Annotated in this window: 23 protein-coding genes; 7 read left to right on the top strand and 16 right to left on the bottom strand. The window is 70.2% G+C overall.

Features of this window, described 5'->3' with window-relative positions:
* The first annotated feature begins 55 nt into the window (after window positions 1–55).
* Window positions 56–1,267 carry a N(5)-(carboxyethyl)ornithine synthase gene (locus OG496_RS38235; RefSeq protein ID WP_405974115.1) on the top strand — a complete coding sequence of 404 codons (1,212 nt, stop codon included), beginning with the start codon at window positions 56–58 and terminating at the stop codon, window positions 1,265–1,267.
* Here OG496_RS38235 and OG496_RS38230 read toward each other — a convergent pair.
* Together OG496_RS38230 and OG496_RS38225 are read right to left on the bottom strand one after the other, a co-directional pair.
* Window positions 1,264–1,551 (bottom strand): hypothetical protein, encoded by a 288-nt coding sequence (locus tag OG496_RS38230; RefSeq protein WP_019060897.1) that lies wholly within the window; start codon window positions 1,549–1,551, stop codon window positions 1,264–1,266. The genes OG496_RS38235 and OG496_RS38230 overlap by 4 nt on opposite strands.
* Before the next feature lie 53 nt (window positions 1,552–1,604).
* Window positions 1,605–1,961 (bottom strand): PRC-barrel domain-containing protein, encoded by a 357-nt coding sequence (locus tag OG496_RS38225; RefSeq protein WP_366490020.1) that lies wholly within the window; start codon window positions 1,959–1,961, stop codon window positions 1,605–1,607.
* Window positions 1,962–2,807: 846 nt separating this feature from the next.
* On the opposite strand from OG496_RS38225, the gene OG496_RS38220 reads away from it, so the two are divergent.
* Entirely contained in the window at window positions 2,808–3,743 is a 936-nt protein-coding gene (locus tag OG496_RS38220) for an aminoglycoside phosphotransferase family protein (protein WP_405974114.1), read from the top strand.
* Here OG496_RS38220 and OG496_RS38215 read toward each other — a convergent pair.
* The 3 genes from OG496_RS38215 to OG496_RS38205 are packed head-to-tail and all read right to left on the bottom strand — an operon-like array spanning window position 3,704 to window position 7,675.
* A complete protein-coding gene (locus OG496_RS38215; protein ID WP_405974113.1) occupies window positions 3,704–5,296 on the bottom strand; it encodes a sensor histidine kinase in 1,593 nt (530 codons plus the stop codon). The genes OG496_RS38220 and OG496_RS38215 overlap by 40 nt on opposite strands.
* Window positions 5,293–6,039: a response regulator transcription factor gene (locus OG496_RS38210; RefSeq protein WP_405974112.1), complete on the bottom strand. Its 747-nt coding sequence runs from the start codon at window positions 6,037–6,039 to the stop codon at window positions 5,293–5,295. Before OG496_RS38210 ends, OG496_RS38215 begins: the two co-directional genes overlap by 4 nt.
* Window positions 6,026–7,675, bottom strand: a complete 1,650-nt coding sequence (locus OG496_RS38205) for a streptophobe family protein (protein WP_405974111.1) — start codon at window positions 7,673–7,675, stop codon at window positions 6,026–6,028. Before OG496_RS38205 ends, OG496_RS38210 begins: the two co-directional genes overlap by 14 nt.
* 438 nt (window positions 7,676–8,113) lie before the next feature.
* Here OG496_RS38205 and OG496_RS38200 point away from each other — a divergent pair, with 438 nt between their 5' ends.
* Window positions 8,114–9,154 carry a phosphatidylinositol-specific phospholipase C domain-containing protein gene (locus tag OG496_RS38200; protein WP_405974110.1) on the top strand — a complete coding sequence of 347 codons (1,041 nt, stop codon included), beginning with the start codon at window positions 8,114–8,116 and terminating at the stop codon, window positions 9,152–9,154.
* A 35-nt stretch (window positions 9,155–9,189) separates the two neighbouring features.
* Window positions 9,190–9,747 carry a glycoside hydrolase family 25 protein gene (locus tag OG496_RS38195; RefSeq protein ID WP_405974109.1) on the top strand — a complete coding sequence of 186 codons (558 nt, stop codon included), beginning with the start codon at window positions 9,190–9,192 and terminating at the stop codon, window positions 9,745–9,747.
* A gap of 20 nt (window positions 9,748–9,767) precedes the next feature.
* Here the strand turns inward: OG496_RS38195 and OG496_RS38190 are convergent, their stop codons facing one another.
* Entirely contained in the window at window positions 9,768–10,427 is a 660-nt protein-coding gene (locus OG496_RS38190) for an NADPH-dependent F420 reductase (protein WP_405974108.1), read from the bottom strand.
* Window positions 10,428–10,547: 120 nt separating this feature from the next.
* On the bottom strand, window positions 10,548–11,225 hold the full coding sequence (locus tag OG496_RS38185) for a FadR/GntR family transcriptional regulator (protein WP_405974107.1): 678 nt from the start codon (window positions 11,223–11,225) through the stop codon (window positions 10,548–10,550).
* Between the two features lie 231 nt (window positions 11,226–11,456).
* Between OG496_RS38185 and OG496_RS38180 the strand changes: the two genes are divergently transcribed.
* Entirely contained in the window at window positions 11,457–13,061 is a 1,605-nt protein-coding gene (locus OG496_RS38180) for a 2-isopropylmalate synthase (RefSeq protein WP_405974106.1), read from the top strand.
* Window positions 13,058–13,855: an ABC transporter ATP-binding protein gene (locus OG496_RS38175; RefSeq protein ID WP_405974105.1), complete on the top strand. Its 798-nt coding sequence runs from the start codon at window positions 13,058–13,060 to the stop codon at window positions 13,853–13,855. The genes OG496_RS38180 and OG496_RS38175 overlap by 4 nt, the downstream gene beginning before the upstream one ends.
* Before the next feature lie 82 nt (window positions 13,856–13,937).
* On the opposite strand, the gene OG496_RS38170 is transcribed toward OG496_RS38175, so the two are convergent.
* Together OG496_RS38170 and OG496_RS38165 are read right to left on the bottom strand one after the other, a co-directional pair.
* The gene (locus OG496_RS38170; RefSeq protein WP_033282798.1) at window positions 13,938–14,150 is read right to left on the bottom strand and encodes an EF-hand domain-containing protein; all 213 of its coding nucleotides are present in this window, start codon (window positions 14,148–14,150) and stop codon (window positions 13,938–13,940) included.
* A gap of 48 nt (window positions 14,151–14,198) precedes the next feature.
* Window positions 14,199–15,116, bottom strand: a complete 918-nt coding sequence (locus OG496_RS38165; protein ID WP_405974104.1) for a MerR family transcriptional regulator — start codon at window positions 15,114–15,116, stop codon at window positions 14,199–14,201.
* A gap of 65 nt (window positions 15,117–15,181) precedes the next feature.
* Between OG496_RS38165 and OG496_RS38160 the strand changes: the two genes are divergently transcribed.
* Window positions 15,182–15,817, top strand: a complete 636-nt coding sequence (locus tag OG496_RS38160) for a GNAT family N-acetyltransferase (RefSeq protein ID WP_405974103.1) — start codon at window positions 15,182–15,184, stop codon at window positions 15,815–15,817.
* A 20-nt stretch (window positions 15,818–15,837) separates the two neighbouring features.
* On the opposite strand, the gene OG496_RS38155 is transcribed toward OG496_RS38160, so the two are convergent.
* The 7 genes from OG496_RS38155 to OG496_RS38125 all read right to left on the bottom strand — a co-directional run bounded on the left by OG496_RS38155 (window position 15,838) and on the right by OG496_RS38125 (window position 22,985).
* Window positions 15,838–16,437: an ADP-ribosyltransferase gene (locus OG496_RS38155; RefSeq protein WP_405974102.1), complete on the bottom strand. Its 600-nt coding sequence runs from the start codon at window positions 16,435–16,437 to the stop codon at window positions 15,838–15,840.
* 98 nt (window positions 16,438–16,535) lie between these two features.
* On the bottom strand, window positions 16,536–17,714 hold the full coding sequence (locus OG496_RS38150; protein WP_405974101.1) for a hypothetical protein: 1,179 nt from the start codon (window positions 17,712–17,714) through the stop codon (window positions 16,536–16,538).
* Window positions 17,714–18,505, bottom strand: coding sequence for a polysaccharide deacetylase family protein (locus OG496_RS38145; RefSeq protein ID WP_405974100.1), 792 nt, complete (start codon window positions 18,503–18,505; stop codon window positions 17,714–17,716). Before OG496_RS38145 ends, OG496_RS38150 begins: the two co-directional genes overlap by 1 nt.
* Before the next feature lie 172 nt (window positions 18,506–18,677).
* Window positions 18,678–19,181: an anti-sigma regulatory factor gene (locus OG496_RS38140; protein ID WP_033282803.1), complete on the bottom strand. Its 504-nt coding sequence runs from the start codon at window positions 19,179–19,181 to the stop codon at window positions 18,678–18,680.
* Between the two features lie 308 nt (window positions 19,182–19,489).
* A complete protein-coding gene (locus OG496_RS38135; RefSeq protein WP_405974099.1) occupies window positions 19,490–20,257 on the bottom strand; it encodes an enoyl-CoA hydratase/isomerase family protein in 768 nt (255 codons plus the stop codon).
* 80 nt (window positions 20,258–20,337) lie between these two features.
* A complete protein-coding gene (locus OG496_RS38130) occupies window positions 20,338–21,585 on the bottom strand; it encodes an Ig-like domain-containing protein (protein WP_405974098.1) in 1,248 nt (415 codons plus the stop codon).
* 167 nt (window positions 21,586–21,752) lie between these two features.
* Window positions 21,753–22,985: an Ig-like domain-containing protein gene (locus OG496_RS38125; RefSeq protein ID WP_405974097.1), complete on the bottom strand. Its 1,233-nt coding sequence runs from the start codon at window positions 22,983–22,985 to the stop codon at window positions 21,753–21,755.
* Window positions 22,986–23,134 lie beyond the last annotated feature (149 nt).

Genomic DNA, 23,134 nt, shown 5'->3' with positions numbered 1-23,134 from the left:
CGGGGAACGGCAACGCCGGAGCGCTTCGTGCCCGGCCGGAAATGAGCCGCCCCACATGAGCCTGATGAGTCTCGGAGTACTGCACTCCTCCCGCAAGGAGAACGAGTTCCGTCTGCCGCTGCACCCCCGCCACCTCGACCGGATCGACCCGGACCTACGAGAGCGGATCTTCCTCGAAGAGGGCTACGGCGAACGGTTCGGCATCGCCGACCACGCGCTGCGCCCCCTCGTCGGCGGCCTCCGTTCGCGTGAGCGACTGGTCGCCGAGTGCGACATCATGCTGCTGCCCAAGCCCATGCACGAGGACCTCGCCGAGCTGCGCGAGGGCCAGGTGCTGTGGGGCTGGCCGCACTGCGTGCAGGACGAGAAGACGACGCAGATCGGCATCGACCGACGGCTGACCCTGATCGCCTGGGAGGCCATGAACCACTGGACCTCCACGGGCGCCTTCAGCGTCCACGTGTTCCACAAGAACAACGAGCTGGCCGGTTACTGCTCGGTGCTGCACGCCCTGCAGCTCGGCGGGCTGACCGGGAGCTACGGCCGCCGGCTGCGTGCCGTGGTCATAAGCTTCGGCGCCACCGCACGCGGCGCGGTCACGGGCCTGGGTGCCATGGGTGTCTCCGACGTCACGGTGCTCACGCAGCGCGCGGCGGCGGCCGTGGCGTCGCCGATGCCGTCGGTCGTGATGGGGCACTTCGAGGAGCAGGAGGACGACCCGACGCGCCTCCAGGCGGTCACCGGGCTCGGGCCCGTGCCGCTCGCGCAGTATCTGGCGGGGTTCGACATCGTCGTCAACTGCGTTCTGCAGGACACCGACGCGCCGCTGATGTTCGTCAACAACGAGGAACTCGCGCTGTTCCAGCCGGGGACCTTCTTCATCGACGTGGCCTGCGACGAGGGCATGGGCTTCGCCTGGGCCCGGCCGAGCGGCTTCAGCGACCCGATGTCCACGGTCGGACCGGGCTGCCACTACTACGCCGTGGACCACAGCCCGTCCCATCTGTGGAACTCCGCGACGTGGGAGATCAGCGAGGCGCTCCTGCCGTATCTGCGTACGGTCATGAGCGGGCCGACCGCCTGGGACGACGACGTCACGGTGCGGAAGGCCATCGAGATCCGGGACGGTGTCGTCCAGAACCCGAAGATCCTCTCCTTCCAGCACCGGTCGGCCGCCTACCCGCACAGCCCCGAGGCGCGACGGCCCGGAGGTCATGAGGTAAGGCGGCCTGACGGCAAGGCGGTTGAGGGTCCAGTGGTGGTCTAGCTCCGGTTGACACCGGTGGCCACCGCGTGGCCGATGAAGAGATAGACGAGGGCGGGCAGGCCGTAGTTGACGACAGTGCGCCAGTCCGCCGAGTGGATGGTGAACAGGTTGTGCGACCAGCCTGACAGCCAGTCGGCCGCGTTGTGGACCCAGTCGACCGAGTTGTTCGCGGTGTTGGCGTCGAACAGATAGAGAGCGATCCACAGGATCAGGATCAGTGCCGCGATGTCCGCGATGACGGAGATGACCGTCCCCGCGGGGCTTCCGCCGTAGCGTCTGGACATGTTCAACGGGTGGCCCGGAACGCCGAGTTGAAACCTCTCGGCGTCCGGTGCCGTCAACGGCGGGCCAGTTGGCGCTCGCCGCCGGCACCCGGCTGGTACGGCAGGCCGTAGTGCTTGAAGATGCCTTCCTCCTGCTCGGCGGGCAGCACGTCGTCCGTACCGATCGAAGGGGCCTGCTTCACCAGGGCCTTGGGATACCCGACCTTCACATAGTCCGGCCCCACGATCGCGTCGTCCAACGGCACGAAGATCAGCCGATGCCGCGTGGGCAACCCGACCCGAACCGTCGCCATGGCCGGCTCATCGCTCGCGGTATCCACATACACGGCCTCCAGCACCCCGATCTTGTGCGCCTCCACATCCACGACGTCACGCTCCCGCCACTCCCGGACATCGGCTGCGTGAATCATGGCCTTCTCCTTCGGACGACTCGTCCAACAGCGGGGTCCAGAGCGTCATTACGGGGGCGGGGCCGAGGCCAAGACCGGGGCCAGGACCGGTTCGACCAGCGTAGTCCTCACCGCGGAACGCGGACAGTGATCGGGGGCGGCGGCTTACGGGCGGGGAGGCGGGAGCGGTCAGCCACCCGGCGGGGGCGGACGCAGCGGGCGCCGGAGCCAATGATCGAGGGCGGCGGCCTCCCGGCGGGGCGACCGGAGCGGTCAGCCACCCGGCGAGGGCAGACCGAGCGGGCACCTGAGCCGCGGGCGGGGCGACCCGAGCGGACACCCATCCGACGGAGGCGGCCGGAACAGGATGCCGACCCGCCGCAGACGGCCGCGAGCGGATGGCCATACGACGAGAGAGGCGGCCGGAGCCGGCAGCCATCGACAGGGCGGACGGCCCGAGCGGCCACCCAGCGAGGGGACAGCCAGAGCGATCAGCCACCCGGAAGCGGAAGGCCATACGACGAGCAGCCGACCGGAACCGACAGCCGTCCGACAGGGCGGACCGCAGGAACGGCCAGCCACCCAGCGACCGGACAGCCAGAGCGGACAGCCACCCGACGCGGGCGACCGGAACTGGAAGGCCACCCGGCGCAGCCACACGAAGGGGAGGCGGGCCGAAGCCGGGACGACCGCCCAGTGCAGGGCAGGGCAACGGCAACCCGCCGACCGGCGAGCCTCCGGCCGAGGGCGACTCGAACGCGGCTTATTGCAGGCGCAGTTGATCAGCTCGCCCGGTAACGTGGCCGCATTACCCGCCCGGTGGGCCGGTCGGTGTCGTCCTCGCCCTGGAGGACACGAGAGGGAGAGATGACCATCGCCCCCGCCAGCGACCCCGCACTCGTCCGCGCACTGCTCGCCGCGCAGTTCCCGCAGTGGTCCCAACTGCCCCTGAAACGCGTGGAACCCGCCGGTTCGGACCACGTCATCTACCGGCTCGGCGACACCATGTCCGTACGACTGCCCCGGAGCGACTGGGCGGACGGCGAGGCCGCCAAGGAACACACCTGGCTCCCCCTCCTGTCACACCGACTGCCCCTGGCCGTACCCGAAACGCTCGCACTCGGCGCGCCGGGCGGCGGTTACGCGTGGCACTGGTCCGTCACCCGCTGGCTCGACGGGACGACGGCGACCGTGGACGGCCTCGCCGACCCGGACCTGGCCGCCGCTCAACTCGCCGATTTCCTACGGGCGTTGCAGCACATCCCCGCCGCCGACGCCCTGACCCCCGGGCCTCACCCCGAGTTGGCCCGCCCCTCGCTGGCCACCCGCGACCAGTCGACCCGGGCGGCGATCAAGGCCGTGGACGGAGTCTTCGACACGGCCACCCTGACCGAGGTCTGGGACAACGCGCTCGACGCCCCCGCCTGGGACCGCGAACCGGTCTGGTGCCACGGCGACTTCCACACGGGCAACCTGCTCACCGTCGACGGCCGTATCTCCGCCGTCATCGACTTCGGCGGCCTGGGCATGGGCGACCCCGCCTGCGATCTGGTCATCGCGTACACCTTGCTGTCGGCCACGACCCGCCCGCTCTTCCGCACCGCACTCGCCCTCGACGACGCCACCTGGACGCGCGGCATGGGCTGGGCCCTGACCACCGCGCTGAACGCGTACACGAGTCACGCGGCCACCGAACCGCGCGTCGCCCGGCAGACCACCCGCCAGCTCACCGAGGTCCTCACCGAGCACGCGGCACGCGGGCGTCACCCCAACACACCGGCCGGTGCCCGCAGTTCGGAATAAAGCGGGAGCCGGACCCTGAAGGTCGCCCCCCGCCCGGGCGCCGAGTCGATCTCAACTCGCCCCGCGTGCGCGGTGACCAGGGACTCGACGATGGCCAGCCCCAGCCCGGCGCCACCGGTGGCGCGCGTACGGGACGTGTCGGCGCGGTAGAAGCGTTCGAAGATGTGGGCGGTCTGGGCCGGGGTGAGCCCCGGCCCCTCGTCCGCCACCTCCAGGACCGCGTCCTCGCCGACCGTGCCCACACCGATGCGGATCGGGGTGCCGGCCGGGGTGTGGGCGACCGCGTTGCCGACGAGGTTGGTCACGACCTGGCGCAGGCGGGCCTCGTCGGCCAGGGCGGGAGCCGAGGCGGGGGCGCCCGTGCCGTGCGGGCCGGTGAGGGTGACCGGGCGGGTCGCGTCCAGGGCCCGTACGTCGTGCAGGGCGTCGGCGGCGAGGGTGCGCAGGTCCGTGGGGGCCAGTTCGAGGGCCGGACCGGAGTCGCCGGTGGTGCCCAGGCTGTACTCGTCGAAGCGCGCCAGCAGCAGCATGTCCTCCACCAGCCGGGCGAGACGGTCCGACTCCCGGGCGATACGGGTCATCGTCGCGTCGATGTCCGCCCGGTCGGAGACCGCGCCCATGCGATGCAGATCCGTGAGTCCCTTGATCCCGGCCAGCGGCGTACGCAGTTCATGGCTGGCGTCGGCGACGAAGCGGGTCATCCTCGCCTCGGACTCCGCGCGGGCGGCGAACGCGGTCTCCACCTGGGCGAGCATGCCGTTCAGCGCGGTGGCGAGACGGCCCATCTCCGTGTGCGGGCCCGCCAGTTCGGGCACGCGGCGGGACAGGTCACCGGCCGCGATCTCGGCCGCCGTCTGCTCGATCCGGGTCAGCGGGCGCAGCCCGGAACGCACCGCGAACCACCCGGCAAGCCCCAGCACCACGAGCAGCCCGAGCCCGGTGGTCTCGTAGATGTGCCACATCCGGTCCACCGTGCCGTCCACCTGGCTCATCGACGCCGACACGATCACACTGCCGCCCGCGTCGTCGGCCGTACCACCGCCACCACCCGACAGCACGGCACGCGGGACCCTGGGCACGGCGATCGACCGCCACCGGGTGTCCCCCGAGGTACCGGCCACGGTGAACGCCTTGCCCGCGCGGGCGGCGACGGCGGACGCGTCCAGCCCGGGCAGGTCGGGCCCCGACGCGTCCTCGGTGCGTTTCGGCCCGGCGAGCGAGTCGATGCTGCTCTCGACGACGCCGTCCTTGTCCACGTACGTGATGACCGGGTTGCCCAGCACCTCCGTACTGAAGTCGGTGAGCCCGGGCGGCATCTTCCCGTCGGCCCCGTTCTTCGCCACGGCCGGCGGGAGCAGGGCGAACACCTGCGCGGAGGCACGGAGTTGGGCGTCGACCCGGTCCCGCATGTAGGCGCGCAGGGCGTTCCCGGTGACGAGGCTGAACGCGGTGAACCCGGCCGTCAGCAGCACCACGGCGATCAGCAGCACCCGGCTACGCAGCGAGGCCCGCCCCCACATCACCCGCGGCCGGAGCCAGTTGCGGGTGCTCATGCCCTCGGCCCGCGCAGGACGTACCCGACCCCGTGCACCGTGTGGATGAGCTTCGGCCCGCCGTTGTCCAACTTCCGCCGCAGATAGCTGATGTACGTGTCGACGATGCCGGTGTCGCCGCCGAAGTCGTACTCCCACACCCGCCCGAGGATCTGCGCCTTGCCGACCGTGCGCCCGGCGTTGGTCATCAGGTAGTGCAGCAACCGGAATTCGGTCGGCGAGAGCCGTATCGGCTCGCCCGCGCGGGTCGTCTGGACGCCCTCCGGGTCGAGTTCGAGATCGGCGACCCGCAGCAGCGCCGAGGGGTCACCGCTCGTGCGGCGCAGCACCGCGCCGATCCGGGCGATCAGCTCCTGGAGGTCGAAGGGCTTGGTGACGTAGTCGTCGCCGCCCAGGACCAGCCCATCGATCTTGTCCTGGGTGGCGTCGCGGGCGGTGAGGAACACGACCGGGATGTGCCCAGCGCGCGAGCCCGCACCCCGCTGCTCCCGCAGCCGCCGGATCACCTCGAAGCCGTCCATGTCGGGCAGCATCACGTCCAGCAGCACCAGATCCGGCGACACATCACGCGCCCCGTCCAGCGCCTCCTGCCCGGTGGCGGCCGAGGCGACCGTGAAACCCGCGTGCCGCAGCGCCGCGCACAGCAGCTCCCGTACGGTCGGTTCGTCGTCCACGACCAGCAGGTTCACGTCCGTGGTGGTGGGCCGGGACAGGTGCGGTCCGGCCCGCTCAACGGTTGCCAAGGGGTGCCTCCAGGGCGCCGGGATCGGTTCCCGGCGCCGGGGCGTGCGAGGACGCGGCCGACGGGGACTTGCGCGCGAGGATACGGCGGGCGGATGTCATTCCTCCGTAAAGGTCCGCTGTGCGCAGCAGGCTCCCCAGGAAACCGGCCACGCCTCCGCCCAGCAGCCCGAACACCACCGTCCACAGCACACTGCCGCTCAACTCGGCCCGCATACCGCCCATTTCACTCCCGAACATGCTGACCCCGAAGTGCCCGGACGCCCCGGCCAGCCAGGCCGCCGACCCCAGGACGACCGCCGTAACGACCCCGAACCGCTCGGCCGTCCCGAGCTGCCGGGCGAGCGGACCGTCGTAGCGATGCAGCGGGCGGCTGTGCGCGGGGACCGTGTTCCGGGCGGCTACGAAGGCGCAGCTCAGGAGGATGACGGCGGTCACCACGAGCGCCCCGAGCCACAGCGGCCAGCCACCGACCGCCAGACTCCTGAGGTGCTCGGTACGGTCCTGCTGCTGCGCGGTGGCCTGCTGTCCGCCGCCGCCCAGGGCGCCCATGAGCGAGGCGAGCGGGTTGCCGCCCTGGCTCTGCACCGGGTGCGTCGCGGCGGTCCAGGGCGCGCCCACGCCCAGCGTCAGCAGCACGGCCAGCGCGTTCGGCGCGAGCAGCAGCACCCCACCGGCCACCGTCCCGACCCGCCCACCGACCACGACCCCGACGAACGTCACCAACGCCATCGGTACGACGACCAGGACCAGGAGTGTGCGTACGACGGCCGCGAGACTCGGCGCCCACCCGGGCCGCACCCGGTCCACGGCCCCGCCCAAGGGCACCCGCACCCGACGGCTGACCAGGCACCCCAGCGCGAGCACGACGGCCACCCACACCAGCGCGCCGAACGCGGTCGCGCCGACGTGGACGTCGTACGACATGGTCGTGCCCTGCGCGGCACCGCCACCGCCACTGCTCCCGCTGCCGCCGAACATCCCGCCGAGCGCGCCCATCGCGCCGCTGCCGGCACCGCTCGCCCCGGCGCCCTGCCCTCCGCCGCCGAGCCCGCGGCTCATCGCCGACGCGGGCAGGCTGAACGTCCCGTGCGCGAGGGTGGCCACGAGCGCGAACGCGACCAGCGCCGCGGCCCCGGCACCGGCGGCCCGCGCGCCCAACTCCCGTGCGGTGACGTGCCGTTGCCGCAACCGCCGCGAGAACACCAGCCACAGCACGAGGGACCCGACGAGCGTCACCCCGAGCGGCGCGACGTCGGCGGCGCCGCTCATCGACGGGCTCATCCCGCCTCCGCCACCACCGAAGAGCCCGGACAGCATCGAACCGATCGACCCCGAACCGCCCGCGCCTCCACCGGAGTTGACGGATCCGGCACTCACCGAGCCGCCAACCGCCGTGGCGGCCAAGGCCATTGCCATAGTGCCCGGCGATCCAACCGACCCGGCCCCCAGCAACCACAACGCGAGCCACGCGACGGCGGCCATGGCGACGAGCCCGCACAGCGCGGCCGCCGCGCCTTCGAGGGCGCTGGCCCCCGGACCGTCCGGCCTGGGGACGGAGGAAGGAGGACGAGACCTTGTACTGGTCGTAGCCGTCGTGGCCGTCGTGGTCGTCGTGGCCGTCGTAGAGGCAGGCATCGCGGGAACCCTCCGGGGCTTTCGGGGACGTCGTCCCGCACAAGGTGGCGTACGCGATTGCCGGGTTCCGGAGAGGTTCTGAGAGGTTTCTGAGAGTCGGCGCGGAACGGGTGCAGGTCACAGGCGCGGGGCGGCGCGCGGCCGACCGGGTTCCCAGGAAGTTCCCAGAGCTGCCGCGCGGCCGGTCAGCCGAAGGCGGGCAGCGCCTCCCTCGTTGCGGTAGTACTCCCACACCTCGGGCACGGAGGGGACGAACCCGTCGGCCCACTCGGCCATGTCGAGGGCGGCGAATGCAATACGCAGGAAAAGACAACGACCCTCCCGCACCTTGCGGAAGCCGATGTTCCTCCAGGGGCTACCGGACAGTAACCGCTTCGCCCTACGCTGCTGCCGCCACCAAGGCTCCAACTAGGCCACGGCGAAGGGGACTTGAGACTCATGAAGGCGATAAGACGGCTGGCGGCGCTGCTGGGCACCGCCGCCCTGCTGGTGACGGGGGCCGCGGGCAACGCCCATGCGGCGGCGGCGAAGTTCTCCGAGACGACGACGATCGGGACGCACAACGCGTACGAGAAGGACAAGTACACGTACTGGGCGCAGGCGTTGGACTCCGGGGCCTCGCTGCTCGAACTCGACGTCTACGTCGACAGTCTGAGCAAGCGGTGGCGGGTCAGCCACAGCGACCTGTTCTCCAACGACAACAACTGCGAGTACGCGAGCACCCCCGCCGACCTGTACAGCAAGGACCGTAACCAGGACCTCGGCAGTTGCCTGGACAACATGGCCGCCTGGAACACCCTGCACCCGGACCACGCGCCCATCATCATCAAGGTGGAGATGAAGGTGGGCTTCAACCAGACCATCGGTCTCGGCCCGACCGCGTTCGACACCCTGGTCTCGCAGAAGCTCGGCAGCAGCGTCTACAAGCCGTCCGACCTGCTCGGCTCCTCCTACTCCACGCTCGACGCGGCGGCCCAGGCGAACGCGTGGCCCTCACGCGACGACCTCAAGGGCAAGTTCATCTTCGAACTGATCCCCGGCACGGTCGAGCAGGCCAACCCGTTCGACCACTACTGGACGGACCAGGAGTACGGCGACCATCTCCGCGACCTGTACGCGGCCGGCACGATCGCGCAGGCACAGGCCTTCCCGGCGGTGCTGGGCGCGGCCAACGGCGATCCCAGGGCGAGCCGTTGGACCTCGGACACCTCGATCCGCCCGTGGTTCGTCTTCTTCGACGGTGACGCGGCGACGTACGTCAACAACGGCTACGACACGTCGTTCTACTCCACGAACCACTACATCCTGATCATGACGGACGGGTACGCGGTGGCCCCGGCGATCTCCTCGACGGCCCCCACAGACGACGAAGTCGCCGCCAAATTGGCACTACTGGCAGCGGACCACGCAAGCGTGATCACTTCTGACTGGTCGTCGAAGTCGGCGTCGGTGCTGTCGTCGGTGGCCACCAGAAGCTGAGGTTCCGGATAGCGGGGACGGGGCACAAGTCCCCCATGTTGCATGGCATCGACGTAAGCGCGTTCCAGTCCACCGCGTACGACACGGACGGCTCCTCCTTCGTCTTCATCAAGGCGACGGAGGGCCATTCGTACGTCAACCCCAGACTCACCGCCCAGACGAAAACGGGCCGTGACGCGGGACTGGTCGTCGGCTTCTACCACTTCCTCTGGCCGGGCGACATCACGGCCCAGGCGGAGTACTTCGTCAGCAAGGCCCCTGAAAAAGCGGGCGACTTGCTGGCCGTCGACTGGGAGACCACGGGCGACGGCACCCACGCCACGAACGCCGAGAAGGACAGCTTCATCCGCAAGGTGAAGTCCCTCCGCCCGAACAACCGCGTCATCCTCTACACGAACCGCAACTTCTGGCTCACCATCGACAAGACGTCCTACGCGGGCGACGGCCTCTGGATCGCCGACTACGTCACGGCCGGCAAGCCCCGCATCCAGGCGGACTGGAAGTTCCACCAGTACACCTCGGACCCCCACGACAAGGACGTCGCCGACTTCACGACCAAGGCGGCACTGCAGACGTGGGCGAAGGACGCCTGACGGTCGGGTGAGCCGGCCGCTCAGCCCTTGAAGTCCCCGGTCCGCTCCCGCGAAGCCTCCGCCAGCCCCTTCTCGATCCCGGCCACGCCTTCCCGCAGCCCGTACACCGGCGTCCCCGGCTGCTGCCGCCAGGACTCGTCGAGGGTGCCCGCGTCGACCGTGTCGAAGCCGAGGTCGTCGATCAGGGCCCGGACCGCACGCTTCGCGGCCTCGTCGTCGCCGGACACCGGGAGGGCGAGGCGGTCGGGGGCGCCGGACGGGCGGGGGCGGTCCAGGATGTCCTGGGCGGAGGTGCCGTTGAATGCCTTGATGACGGTGTGGCCGATCTGCTGCGCGACCCAGCGGCTCTCCGTGACGCCGTCGTCGAGGATCGCGGCGATCCGGCCGTCGCGCCCGGGGTAGTAGTTGTTGGTGTCGATGACCGCGACGTTCTCGGCCGCGCCGTCCAGGAAGCCCTTGGGCAGGTCCGGGACCGCCTTCAACGGGACGGTGACGACGACGACTTCGGCCCCGTTCGCCGCCTCCTCGGCCGGTACGGGGGTCGCCCCCGTCTCCTCGGCCAGCGCGGTGAGCGTCTGCGGGCCGCGCGAGTTGGCTACGGAGACGTCGTGACCGAGCGCGGTGAGCCGCCGGGTGAGGTTGCCGCCGATGTTGCCCGCGCCGATGATGCCGATCTTCATGACAGACCCTCCGCCGAACCAGATTCCATGCATACGCATGCGTCTGGGGGCCTCAACCCCGCGTGTCCGTCCCCTATTCCGGCACCTCCCCCCGCACGAGTGACGCCGCGCCCGCGGAACCTACTCCCCGAACGGATCCTCCAGCTCCGCCCGCAGCACCTCCGCCGCCGTCTCCGCGTCCCCCTCCGCGACCGCCCGCACCAGCGCCTCGTGCGCCTCGTCCCCGGTGTTCGGATCGTGCGCGCGCAGCTCCGTCAGCGCCAGCAGCTCCACCAGCCCCTCCCGCAGCACCGGCGTGAACTGGCCGAAGATATCGGCGAGTACGGGGTTGTGGGCGGCGGCGACCACGGCCGCGTGGAACGCGATGTCGGCGTCGACGAACGCGATGTCGTCCGCCCCGGCGGCGGCCCGACGGGCCTCCAGCGCACGCTCCATCGCCGTCACGTCCTCGGGCGTACGACGGCTCGCCGCCAGCCGGGCCGCCTGGACCTCGACGCCCATCCGCACCTCGTAGACGTCGGTCACCGCGGCCCGCCGCAGCCGGGTCGGCCAGTCCTCGGCGGGTTCGGTGGCGACGACGAAGACCCCGGCGCCCTGCCGCGGCCGGACCAGTCCCGCCCCGGCGAGCGCCCGCAACGCCTCACGGACCGTGGAACGGCCCACGCCCAACTCCGTTGCCAGCGTGGTCTCGCCGGGCAGTTTGCTGCCGACCGGCCACTCGCCGACGGCGATCTGCGCGCGCAACCGCTCGGCCGCCTGCTCGACGAGGGGACTGGGACGGACTGGACCTAGCGGCACGGGCAGCTCACCAACTCGGAATCAGCGGTATCGGCAGGTTCATCTGGCTCATCGGCACTCAGCAGATTCTCACTTGTCTGAGGACCTGAGGTGTGGCTAGCCTACCGGCATGACGCTTCGTGGTCTCCTTCTTCTCGGCTGCCGCGGCGGGGCCTGACGCGACCGGCACCCCGCCGCGGGACGCCGTGCTGCCGGTCACCGTCCGACCGAGCCGAGAGCAGTCAGCAGACGATGACCACCGCATCCCCCTTCAGCTGGAACCCCCAGCGCCCGAGCCCGATGCCGTACGACCGCTACCGACCCTTCCACGAACGCGTCAACGTCCCTGCCGGGGACCGGAGTTGGCCCGCCGCCCGGATCGACCGCGCTCCCCTCTGGGTCCCCGTCGACCTGCGCGACGGCAACCAGGCGCTCGCCGAGCCGATGGACACCCCGCGCAAGCGCCGGCTGTTCGACCTGCTGGTGGCGACCGGTTTCAAGGAGATCGAGGTCGGCTATCCCTCCGCGAGCCGCACCGACTTCGACTTCGTACGGCACCTGGTGGCCTCCGGGGCCGTGCCGGACGATGTCACGCCGGTCGCGTTCACCCCGGCCAGGCCGGAGCTGATCGACCGCACCTTCGACGCGGTCGAGGGACTGCCCCGTGCGGTGGTCCACCTGTACATCGCGACCTCCCCGGTGTGGCGTGAGGTCGTCCTGGGCCGGGACCGGGGCGAGGTGTGGGCGACCGTGCGCGCGGCGGCCGAGCACATGGCGCGCCGGGCCGGGGACACGCCCGGCATCCGTTTCCAGTTCTCGCCGGAGACGTTCAACCTCACCGAGCCCGACTTCGTCCTCGAACTGTGCGACGGGCTCACGGAGTTGTGGGACGCGAGCCCGGACCGGCCGGTCACGCACAATCTCCCCGCCACGGTCGAGATCGCGACGCCGAACGTCTACGCCGACCAGATCGAGTACATGCACCGCAATCTCTCCCGGCGCGACTCGGTGATCCTCTCCGTCCATCCACACAACGACCGCGGCACCGGCGTGGCCTGCGCCGAACTCGCCGTCCTGGCCGGTGCCCAGCGCGTCGAGGGCTGCCTGTTCGGCAACGGCGAACGCACCGGCAACGTCGATCTGGTGACCCTCGCCCTGAACCTGTACGCCCAAGGCGTGGACCCCATGGTCGACTTGGGCGACATCGACACGGTCCGGGAGACCGTCGAGCACTGCAACCGACTGCCGGTGCACCCCCGCCACCCGTACGCCGGCGACCTGGTCCACACGGCGTTCTCGGGCACCCACCAGGACGCGATCAGCAAGGGGTTCGCCCAACACGCCCGCAGGGCGGCGGAGTTGGGCGTACCCGAGGGCCGCGCCCCCTGGTCCGTCCCCTACCTGCCCATCGACCCGGCCGACGTGGGCCGTTCCTACGAGGCGGTGATCCGCGTCAACTCCCAGTCCGGCAAGGGCGGAATGGCGTATCTGCTGCGCACCCACCACGGCCTCGACCTGCCGCCGCGCATGCGGCCCGACTTCTCCCGGGTCGTCCAGGAGACGACGGACGCGAGTGGCCGGGAAGCGACACCGAAGGAGCTGTACGCGCTGTTCCGGGAGACCTACGTGGTGGAAGGGCCGCCCGAGCAGGCCGAGTTGGCGGGCCTGGACATCTCCGCCCTCGTCGACACGCTCGCCGCGACCGGATGCGCGGTGGACGTGCTGGAACTCACCGAGGACGGAACGGCCGCCTACGCCGAGTGCCGGGTGAACGGCGTCACGGTGTGGGGTGCGGCGGAGGGTCCGGCAGCCTCCGCGCAGGCCGTCCTCTCCGCGGTGAACCGGGTGCGGCGATGACAGACGTCCTGCGCGCCGAGAACGTCCGGGTCGTACGCGACGGCCGCCCCATCCTCGCCGAGGTCTCCCTCACCGTCCGCACCGGCGAGCACTGGGCGCTTCTCGGCGCCAACGGGGCAGGAAAATCAACCCTGTTGAGCCTGCTCGGGGCGCAGGTGCACCCGACGGGAGGGACGGTGGAGGTGCTCGGGCGACGGCTGGGCCGGGTCGACGTACGGGAGTTGCGGTCCTACGTCGGGCACGTCAACCCCCGTCACCCGCTCACCGAACCCCTGCGGGTGCGGGAGGTGGTCCTGACCGGGCTGACCAACTCCGTTGCCCCGCTCCCCCGTTGGCGACCGACGCCCGAGCAGCTGGCGCGAGCCGACCGGCTCATGGGCACGTTGGGGCTGGCGGAACTCCGCGACACCCGCTGGCCCACGCTCTCCCAGGGGCAGCGCGGCCGGACACTGATCGCCCGCGCGCTGATGCCCGAGCCCCGGCTCCTGCTGCTCGACGAACCGGCCACCGGCCTGGACCTCCCGGGCCGGGAGCGGCTGCTCGACGCCTTGGACGGGCTGCGCCGGGAACATCCGGACCTGGCCACGGTCCTGGTCACCCACCACCTGGAGGAACTGCCCGTCGGCACCACCCACGCCCTGCTCCTGCGCGACGGCCGCCCCCTCGCACAGGGCCCGGCGGCCGACGTCCTCACCAGTGACCAGGTCGGCAAGTGCTTCGACCTGCCGCTGGTCCTGGAACGGCACGAGGGCCGCTGGAGCGTACGGATCAGGAGCAGCCGCCGCAGGCCATGACTCACCGCCCGACATGACGGAAGGGGCGCCCGTCCACCGTAGGACGGGCGCCCCTTCCGCTCAGACAGAGATCACTCTCGGGTCACTTGTTCAGGTGGGCCCAGAACTCGTCGAACGACAGGACCTTGTCCCCGTTGAGGTCCCGGCTCTTGATGATGGCCTCCGCGACCGTCTCGGTGACGTTCCAGTCGCCTCCCTGGGCCAGGGCGGTCTTGAACTCGGCCGCGGTGATGACACCGTCACCGTCCGTGTCGATCCGCTGGAAATGCTTGCGTGCTTCCTCGATGTCCGCCACCGGATCCGCCCCTTCGTAACGCTTTACTGCCTGTTGACGGACGTCAGACTAACCGGCCGCGCGCGCCCGCAGTGCGGCGACCACCCACGCGAACTCCGGCCGGTGCGCCGCCGCGGGCCCGCCGCCCTTCACCGTGGCCAGCAACTCCCGGTAGCGGGCGAGCCGTTCGTTGGACGCCGACTCCATCCGTTCGAGTACGACGGCCGGGTCGCCGCCGTCGCCGAGCACCTCCCGCAGGATCGCCTCGGCCTCCGGCGACTCGGGGGCGATCCCCCGCTCCCTGGCCTCCGCGCCCAGTTGCACCAGCCGCATGGGGAACCAGGTGGACCGGCCGCGGACGGCGGCGCGCTCCTGGTCCGAGGCGTTGAACTCGACGGCCTTGCGCATCTGCGCCCGGAACTCCGGGTCCTGCACCATCTCCGCCAACTCCACCCAGGCGTCGACCTGTTCGGGGGTCGGGTCGTCCGGCAGGTCCACCGCGATGGAGCGCATCCGCTCCTTGATGCACGGATCGACGGCGTCGAGTTCGTGGAACAGTTCCTCCACGAACTCCTCCATGATCCGCCTGCGTTCGGCCGCCGACAGCCGTGCCAGCTTGTTCATGAGCGTCATCTCCTCCGCGGTCGAACCGCGTCTCGCGACGGTCGACAGCACCGCCCGGGTCACCCTCAGTGAACGGATCTGCGCGTCCAGTGCCACCACATGCGCGGCGGCCACCTCCGCGACCGTCGTCTCACCGGCCAGCACCTTGCGCACGGCGTCCAGGCCGAGGCCCAACTCGCGCAGGGTACGGATCAGTTCGAGGCGGGCGACGCACTCGGCGTCGTAGAGCCGATAGCCGCCCGCGGAGCGGGTCACCGGGGTGAGGACGCCCTCGTCGGACCAGTAGCGGATGGTGCGCACGGTCAGTCCGGTGGACCTGGCCAGTTCCCCGATGGTGAGGAGTCCGGTGCCGTCGTCGATCATGTCTGTGAGTGTGGGCCTTCCAGTGGGTGGAGACTCAAGCGGCAGAAAAAGCAGGGAGCTTGGTGATGGAGACTCTTCGGGACATTCTCGACGCGGTGGCGCGGGGTGTCGTCCTGCCGCCGGACGGTCGCGTGACCGTCGTACCGCAGATGTCCGAACGGGACGCGGGGGTCCTCGCCTTCACCGCGCACGCCGTCGTCTTCATCGACGAGGATCCGCAGTGGGTCCACGACACCCTCGCCGCCGTGCCGTGCGACGCGCTCGCGGCGCCGATGAACCCGTGGTTCCTGATGGCCCTGCTGGAACGGACGGGCCGTAGGTCGGAGACGATCGACGCGATGCTCGTGGGGTCCCCGCTGGCGGGTGAACCCCCGCTCCCCCTCACTGAGATCACGGACGGCGACCATCCGCGCATCGTGTACGCCCGCGGCCGGCGCGACGACGTGCGCGCGTGGACGACGGAGGGTGGTGTGGTGGTGCTGGGCCGCGGGGTCGGCGGCCGGCTTGAGGTCTCCGTCGAGATCGACGAAGGCGTACGGCACCGAGGGCTGGGGCGGGCCCTGGTGGCCGCCGCCCGCCACCTCACCGCCGAGCCGCTGTGGGCGCAGGTCGCGCCGGGGAACGCCCGCAGCATGCGGGCGTTCCTGGCGGCGGGCTACCGTCCGGTGGGTTCGGAGGCGGTGCTGCTCAGCGCGCGGTAGCCGTCAGTACGTGCTGAACGTCAGTGCCACGGGCGGTAGTTCGGGTTGCTCTCGCAGTCGCTCATGATCTCGACCTTGGTCTTCTTGTCGACGGGGCAGACGCCGATGACGTACTGCCGCTGGATACCGCCGGGGAAGGCGACCTCGACCTGGTCGGCCCACTTGTGGGTGTCGCCGATGGTCTTGTTGACGTCCACACCGCCCGGGGCGTCGATGTAGTAGTTGTAGCCCGACTTGTACCAGGTCTTGTACAGGTCGTGGTCGTACGTCGTCGAGACGTACGGCGAGGGCTGGTTGACCAGGACGTACTTCTCGATGTCGTACTGGCCGTCGACGACGTCCTTGGGGGCGAAGCCCTGGTCGAAGACGATCGCGGGGCCGCGGCTGTCGCTGCGGTAGAGGGTGCCGCAGCTGGTGCGCCAGACCGGGTCGGGGGTGATGCGGCTGATGTCCACGCGCTGGTCGACGGCGGCCATCGCGGGGTCGGCGACGACGGGGCAGGCGGGCGCCGCGGCGCGGGCCGGGGTGTGGGCGGGGACGGTGGCGGCGGTCGTGGCGAAGACGGCCGCGAGGGACAGGACGGCGGCAGCGGTCCGCCGCCGCAGGTGAAGGGTGATCATGCGGGGCACGATCCCGGATCTGCGGCGGCGGACTGTGGATCATCACTCGTACGGGGGCGTGTCCAACTGACCGGATTTCAGTCCGTTTTGGGATCCGGTCAGCGGAAGATGCCCGTGTGGCCCAGCGAGTAGCGGCCCGGCTGCGGGTAGACCGCGAGGCCGTGCGGACCGCCGCCGACCTTGATGCGGGCGAGCTGGGTGCCGGTGCGGGTGTCGATGGCGTAGACCTCGGAGTTGTAGCGGCCGGACAGCCACAGGACCTTGCCGTCGGCCGAGACGCCGCCCATGTCGGGGCTGCCGCCGCCCGGGAGGTGCCACTTCTTCGTCAGCTTGTTCTTGGTGAAGTCGAAGATGGAGATGGTGCCTTCGCCGCGGTTGGAGATGTACATCTCGCGCGAGTCCCGGCTGATGTACAGGCCGTGGCAGCCCTTGCCGGTGGGCAGGAAGTCCGGCTTGGCGAAGGTGTCGCCGTTCAGGACCCACATGCCGTTGGCCATCATGTCGGCGATGTAGAACTTCTTGCCGTCCGGCGAGATCTTGACGTCCTGCGGCATCGAGCCGTGGAACGGCAGTTTCTGCTGCCCGATGACCTTCATCTTCTCGGTGTCGACCTTCAGCAGTTCGCCGCTGAACTCGCAGGAGACGATGAAGTACCGCCCGTCCGGGGAGAAGTCGGCGTGGTTGACGCCGTAGCAGCCGACGTGGACCGCCTTCACCGTCTTCATCGTGTGCGCGTCCCGGAACACCAGCTGCCGGTCCAGCGAGGCCATCACGATCGCGTACTTGCCGTTGGGCGTGAAGTACAGGTTGTACGGGTCGTGCACGTCAACGGGCTTGCCCGCCCTGCCCGTTCGCGGGTCGATCGGGGTGAGGGTGTTGCCCCGGTCGTTGTTGACCCACAGCGTCTTCAAGTCCCAGGAGGGGACCACGTGTTGGGGCTGGACGCCGACCGGGATGGTCTCGACGACCTTGTACGTCTTCGGGTCGATCACCGAGACCGTGTTGGAGTTGGTGTTGGGGACGTAGACCCGGGAGGGGAAGTCCCGGACCACCGGGGAGAGTTGGTTGGGGCGGTCGGCCGCGTAGACGTCGGCCGGGTCGAGCACCGGCGGCATACCGGGCAGCGCCCGCGCGACCTGCACCTTCTTCTGCTGCTGCGGCTGGAGCGCGGCCTTGGTGCCGAGGGCCTCGTCGGCGTGGTCCTGCGAGCCGCAGCCTGCGAGGGCGGCGAGGGCGATCCCGGCGACGAGGGCGCGGGTGAGGGGGATGTGTCGCATCAGCTCAGCAGCTCCGTGGTCGTCACCGCGCGCAGTCCGCGGCGGTGGAGTTCTTCCAGTACGGCGGGGAGCGCGGCGACCGTGTCGGCGTACCCGAAGTGCATGCTGACGACCGACCCGTTGCGGACCTCGGCGAGCACCTTGCGGGTGACGGCGGGGGCGCCGGGCGCGGTGAAGTCGAGGGAGTCGACGTCGTAGGACAGCACGTGCGGGTAGCCCACGCGGTGGGCCAGGCGCTGGACGAGCGGGGACGCGGCCGGGGCGCGCGAGGGCCTGAACCAGGTGCCGATCGAGCCGGTGAGCCGCTTGAGGCGGTCGGCGCAGCCGGTGATCTCGGCCAGGGCGTCGGCCTCGGACAGGGTGTTGACGGCGATGTGCCGCTGGGTGTGGTTGCCCAGGTCGTGGCCGCCGTCGAGGATGCGGCGGGCCATCCCGGGGTGGGTGTCGAGCCAGGTGCCGACGGCGAGGACGGTGACGTGGGCGCCGTGTCTCTCGGCCTCGGTGAGGAGGGCGGTGGCGATCTTGGGGTCGCCCTGGCCGTGGAAGGTGAGCGCGATGCGGGGGTGGTCGCGGGGTCCGTGGGTGATCTGCGCGGGCTGCTGGGGGAAGGCGCGGGGGGCGGGTGCGGTGGGCGGCGTCGCCCTGGCGGCGGGCGCAGGTCCGCTGGCGGGGGCGGCGGGGGATGCGGTGGAGCCGGTCGTGGCACATCCGGCGGCGAGAGCGCCCCCGGCGACGAGCCCGGCACCCGCACGCAACGCCGTACGGCGGTCGGTCGTGGTCACCCGGCCCATTTAAGGGGCGCAGAGTAAGAAACCGGGGCATTAACCCGTTTGGGGGACCCGCACGGGTCGCGCCTCAAAGGGGCGCGGGGCTGTATCGATGTCCGGCTCCGCCGCGTGGATGCGACAGCCACCACGGCGCCGCAGAAAACCGACAACCTGTCCCGGCATCACAGCAGTTCGCTCAACGATCAGAGACGCGCATCTCGAACCACGTCGTCTTCCCGCGAGGCAACAGATCGACGCCCCAACGGTCGGAAAGTTTGTCGACGAGGAACAGTCCCCGTCCACTCAGGTCCATCTCCTGAACCGGCATCAGACACGGCAGCCCACGCGAGGGATCACGAACCTCGACCCGGATCCAGCCCCGCCGCCGCTTCATCCGCAGCCCGAACACCCGCGCACCCGTATGCCGTACGGCGTTTCCGACAAGCTCCGAGACAAGTAAGACGGCGTCCTCGGTCAGCTTCGGGCTGAGCCCCCAGTGCCGCAGAACGACGATCTGGGTGAGCCGGCGGGCCGTGGCGGCGGACTCCGGACGGGACGGGAGCGGAACCTCCGCCTCCGTCGGATTGCCGAACAACTCGATCGCTTTAAGTGCCCGCTCGTCCTCGACCGCAGGCGACCAGCGCGCCGCGGTCGCACGGCCTTGTCCCCGCGGCTGTCCGATACCTTCCAGCCCCGCCATGCGTCCATCATGGCCGCCCCGAACGGGCTCCGGGGCTGTTCCGGAGGAATACGCCCCCCGCAAGCCCCCGTTCCGCGACATCCGATTGGCATGTGCCAGTGTCATTTCAGGGCTCGCGACAGCCCCTCCGACCTGCGGTGAAGGCTCTGTTGGAGGCAATCGACAGGCTCCCTCGACAAGGCAGGCTTAAGGTCACGTTAAGGTTCCCATAAACCGCGCCACCGAGGGACCCGTATGAGACATCACGTCAATTGCAAGTGGTTGAGCGGTATTTGACGGTCCGGTTCACCGGAGCTTGACGGTCCGACTCAGAGGAACTTCGCCTTGCCGGGGCCCTCTTCGACGAAGCTCCGCATCCCCGTCTCACGGTCCTCGGTCGCGAACAGCCCCGCGAACCACGTCCGTTCGACCGCCAGCCCGGTCTCGATGTCCGTCTCCAACCCGGTATCGATCGCTTCCTTCGCGGCACGCAACGCGATCGCCGGCCCCTGCGCCAACCTCGCCGCCCACGCGTGCGCTTCCGTGTACACGTCGGCGGCGGGCACCAACCGGTCCACCAGGCCCAGTTGAAGCGCCTCGTCCGCCTTGACCATACGGCCCGTGAAGATCAGGTCCTTCGCCTTCGACGGACCGATCAGACGCGCCAACCGCTGCGTGCCACCCGCCCCCGGAATCAACCCGAGCAGGATCTCCGGCTGACCGAGCTTCGCGTTGTCGGCGGCGATCCGGAAGTCCGCGCACAACGCCAACTCGCAACCCCCGCCCAGCGCATAGCCCGTGATCGCAGCCACGACCGGCTTGGGGATACGGGCCACCGCCGTGAACGACTCCTGCAACGCCCGCGACCGAACGACCATCCCCGCATGGTCCATCCGCTGCATCTCCTTGATGTCCGCACCCGCGGCGAACACCTTCTCCCCGCCGTAGACCACCACGGCCCGCACGTCGTCGCGACGCGAGGCCTCCTCGGCGAGTTCCTTGAGGCGGTCCTGGGTGGCGACGTCCAGCGCGTTCATCGGTGGGCGGTCGAGGCGGATGGTGCCGACGCCCTCGGCGACTTCGAGATTCACGGTCATGGGGGCAGGTTAACGCGCGCTAACGACAACGGGCCCGGTGCTGTGTGTCACAGCACCGGGCCCGCACATCAACTAGCGGTTCACGCCTTCCACTTCGCCCACGACATGTTCCAGCCGTTGAGCCCGTTGTCCGGCGCCACGGTCTCGTCGTTGGAGTGCTTGACGACCACGACGTCGCCGATCATCGAGTGGTTGAAGAACCAGGCGGCCGGAACGCTGCTGCTGTAGCCGCCCTTGACGTCCTGGAGGCCGACGCAGCCGTGGCTGGCGTTGTAGTTGCCGAAGGCGCCGCCGCCCCAGTAGTTGCCGTGGATGAAGGTGCCGGAGGTGGTGAGGCGGATGGCATGCGGGACGTCCTTGATGTCGTACTCGCCGCCGTAGCCGACCGTTTCACCGTTCATCCGGGTCACTTCGAGCTTCTCGCTCATGACCATCTGGCCGTTCCAGGTGTCGTAGCCGGGCTTGCCGGTGGTGACCGGGATGGTCTTGATGGTCTTTCCGTCCTGGGTGACCTTCATGGTGTGCTTCTTGGCGTCGACCACGGAGACCTGGTTGCGGCCGATGGTGAAGGAGACCGTCTTGGTCTGCTTGCCGTAGACGCCGGGGCGGCCTTCGACGCCGTCGAGGTTGAGCTTGACGGTGACCTTGGTGCCGGACTTCCAGTAGTTCTCGGGGCGGAAGTCGAGGCGGTCGTTGCCGAACCAGTGGCCCTCGACGTCGACGGCCGGCACGGTCGTGATGGTGAAGGCCTTCTTCACGTCGTCCGGGTGCGTGATGCCCCGGGTGAAGTTGACCGAGAACGGCATCCCGACGCCGACCGTGGAGCCGTCCTCCGGGGTGAAGTCGCCGATGAAGGTGTTCTTCGGGGTCAGCGTGGTGAAGCTGGAGTCCTCGGCGGCGACCCGGCCGTCGGAGTCCTTGGCGACCGCGTGCACGGTGTACTTGGTGGCGGCGGCCAGGTGCGTGGCCGGCGTCCAGCTCGCGCCGCCGCCGGTGATCGCGCCGGAGACCTTGGTGCCGTCGGTGTCCTTGACCTCGACCTCGGTCAACTTGCCCTTCGCGGCGCTGATCTTGAGGGCGCCGCTGGTGTCGACGGACTTCGAGCCGTTCTTCGGGGCGATGGTGACGACGGCCTGCGACTGCTTGGTCTCGGCCGTGTCCGACCCCTTGGCCTTGCTGTCGCCCGAGCCGGACCCGGAGTTGGAACCGCCGCCGCCTCCGCACGCGGTGACGGCGAGCAGCAGCACGCCGAGGATCAGCGCCAGCAGCCCCTTGTTTCTCCGGCCGCGCGCGTCAACCGACGCCCCCGATATCGGTCGCACGTTCAAGACTTTCTCCCCTCGCCGGGCCCGGTCCGGCCCGCACCCCTTCGCGCATCTGACGTGCACGTCCGCGCATATTAACCGCCAGGTTTTGAGCTTCATGTCAGGCGAATGTCACCGTTCGGTCGCAACTTCAACTGCCGCCTGGCACAGGGACCCGGCCCCTTCCCGGGTCACCTCAGCGCACTGCCCGCCTTCCACTCCTTCCAACCCATGTTCCACCCGCCGAGGCCATTGTCCGGGGCGACCTGTTTGTCGTTGCTGTGCACGACCTCGACGACGTCCCCGACGATGCTCCGGTCGAAGAACCACCCGGCCGGGGTGTCCGAGCCGCCGCCCTTGACGTCCCTCAACCCCACGCACCCGTGGCTGACGTTGACGCGTCCGGGGGCGGTCGGCGCCCAGTAGTTGCCGTGCAGGAAGGTGCCGGAGTCGGTGAGCTTCATGGCATGCGGGACGTCGGGGATGTCGTACTCACCGCCGAAGCCGACCGTGCGGCTGTTCATACGGGTCACCTCCAGCATCTCCATGACCACCATTTTCCCGTTGTACGTGGTCTTCCCGGGGGCGCCGGCCGTGATCGGCACGGTGGCCAGCAGGTCGCCGTCGCGCCGCACCTCCATGGTGTGTTTGGCGGCGTCGACGAGGGAGACCTGGCTGCGGCCGACGGTGAAGGAGAACGTCTTGTACTGGAGGCCGTAGACGCCCTTCGCGCCTTCCACGTCCCGCAGGCGGAGGGAGACGGTGACCTGGGTGCCGGGTTTCCAGTAGGTCTCGGGGCGGAGGTCGAGCCGGGTCTTGCCGAACCAGTGCGGGCGGATCTCGACGGCCGGTTTCGCGGTGACGTGGATCGCGCGCTCGACGGCGGCCCGGTTCTCGATCTCCCGGTTGAAGCCGAGGGAGACGATCATCCCGGTGCCGACGGTGGCGCGGTTCTCCGGAGTGACGTAGGCGATGAACCGCTCGTCGGGGACGTAGGTCGTGAACGTGGTGTGCCGGGCGGAGCGGCGGCCGTCGCCGTCGAGGGCGACCGCGTCGACGGTGTACTCGGCGGCCAGCGCGAGCTTTCCGTCCTCGGGCTCCCAGCGCAGTCCGTCGTCGGAGATGTGGCCGGGGACGGGGGTGTCCTGGGCGTCCTGCGCCTTGACCACCTGCACGGACTCCAGCCGCCCGCTGGGCACCCGGACCACGAGCCGCTGGTCGGGTTTGACGCCTTTGCTGGCATCTTCCGGCGAGATCCGGATCACATCCTCGGGCGCCGGCGCCTTGCCGAAGATCTCGCCGATACCGCCCCCGCCCGAGCCGTCCGAAGTACAGCCGGCGGCTCCGGCCAGCAGTCCTGCCCATGTCAGTACGGCGGCCAGTGCGACCCCTGCGCGCCTCGCGCGCCCTTGTGCATGCCTCACGGAGTGCCCAACGAGCGGGCCCGCCTCAGGGAAACGTGAGTGCGACGCAAGCTCTGGGCAGAACAGTGGGGAGGACGACATGACAGGCACACGCGACCGGGACGCCGCGCGCCCTTCACCTCGTCGTTCCATGAGCCGCAGGAGGCCGG

It is taken from the genome of Streptomyces sp. NBC_00988, assembly GCF_045162645.1.
Lineage (GTDB): Bacteria > Actinomycetota > Actinomycetes > Streptomycetales > Streptomycetaceae > Streptomyces.
The sequence above is the reverse complement of the archived record's forward strand: the minus strand, read 5'-3'. Positions and strand labels throughout refer to the sequence as shown.

Coding starts and splice junctions, on each gene's coding strand:
- OG496_RS38145 (WP_405974100.1), bottom strand. CDS start 18,505: ATGGGCCGGGTGACCACGACCGACCGCCGTACGGCGTTGCGTGCGGGT.
- OG496_RS38175 (WP_405974105.1), top strand. CDS start 13,058: ATGACAGACGTCCTGCGCGCCGAGAACGTCCGGGTCGTACGCGACGGC.
- OG496_RS38205 (WP_405974111.1), bottom strand. CDS start 7,675: ATGCCTGCCTCTACGACGGCCACGACGACCACGACGGCCACGACGGCT.
- OG496_RS38135 (WP_405974099.1), bottom strand. CDS start 20,257: ATGACCGTGAATCTCGAAGTCGCCGAGGGCGTCGGCACCATCCGCCTC.
- OG496_RS38180 (WP_405974106.1), top strand. CDS start 11,457: ATGACCACCGCATCCCCCTTCAGCTGGAACCCCCAGCGCCCGAGCCCG.
- OG496_RS38150 (WP_405974101.1), bottom strand. CDS start 17,714: ATGCGACACATCCCCCTCACCCGCGCCCTCGTCGCCGGGATCGCCCTC.
- OG496_RS38225 (WP_366490020.1), bottom strand. CDS start 1,961: ATGATTCACGCAGCCGATGTCCGGGAGTGGCGGGAGCGTGACGTCGTG.
- OG496_RS38165 (WP_405974104.1), bottom strand. CDS start 15,116: ATGATCGACGACGGCACCGGACTCCTCACCATCGGGGAACTGGCCAGG.
- OG496_RS38140 (WP_033282803.1), bottom strand. CDS start 19,181: ATGGCGGGGCTGGAAGGTATCGGACAGCCGCGGGGACAAGGCCGTGCG.
- OG496_RS38190 (WP_405974108.1), bottom strand. CDS start 10,427: ATGAAGATCGGCATCATCGGCGCGGGCAACATCGGCGGCAACCTCACC.
- OG496_RS38195 (WP_405974109.1), top strand. CDS start 9,190: ATGTTGCATGGCATCGACGTAAGCGCGTTCCAGTCCACCGCGTACGAC.
- OG496_RS38235 (WP_405974115.1), top strand. CDS start 56: ATGAGCCTGATGAGTCTCGGAGTACTGCACTCCTCCCGCAAGGAGAAC.
- OG496_RS38220 (WP_405974114.1), top strand. CDS start 2,808: ATGACCATCGCCCCCGCCAGCGACCCCGCACTCGTCCGCGCACTGCTC.
- OG496_RS38200 (WP_405974110.1), top strand. CDS start 8,114: ATGAAGGCGATAAGACGGCTGGCGGCGCTGCTGGGCACCGCCGCCCTG.
- OG496_RS38155 (WP_405974102.1), bottom strand. CDS start 16,437: ATGATCACCCTTCACCTGCGGCGGCGGACCGCTGCCGCCGTCCTGTCC.
- OG496_RS38160 (WP_405974103.1), top strand. CDS start 15,182: ATGGAGACTCTTCGGGACATTCTCGACGCGGTGGCGCGGGGTGTCGTC.
- OG496_RS38230 (WP_019060897.1), bottom strand. CDS start 1,551: ATGTCCAGACGCTACGGCGGAAGCCCCGCGGGGACGGTCATCTCCGTC.
- OG496_RS38215 (WP_405974113.1), bottom strand. CDS start 5,296: ATGAGCACCCGCAACTGGCTCCGGCCGCGGGTGATGTGGGGGCGGGCC.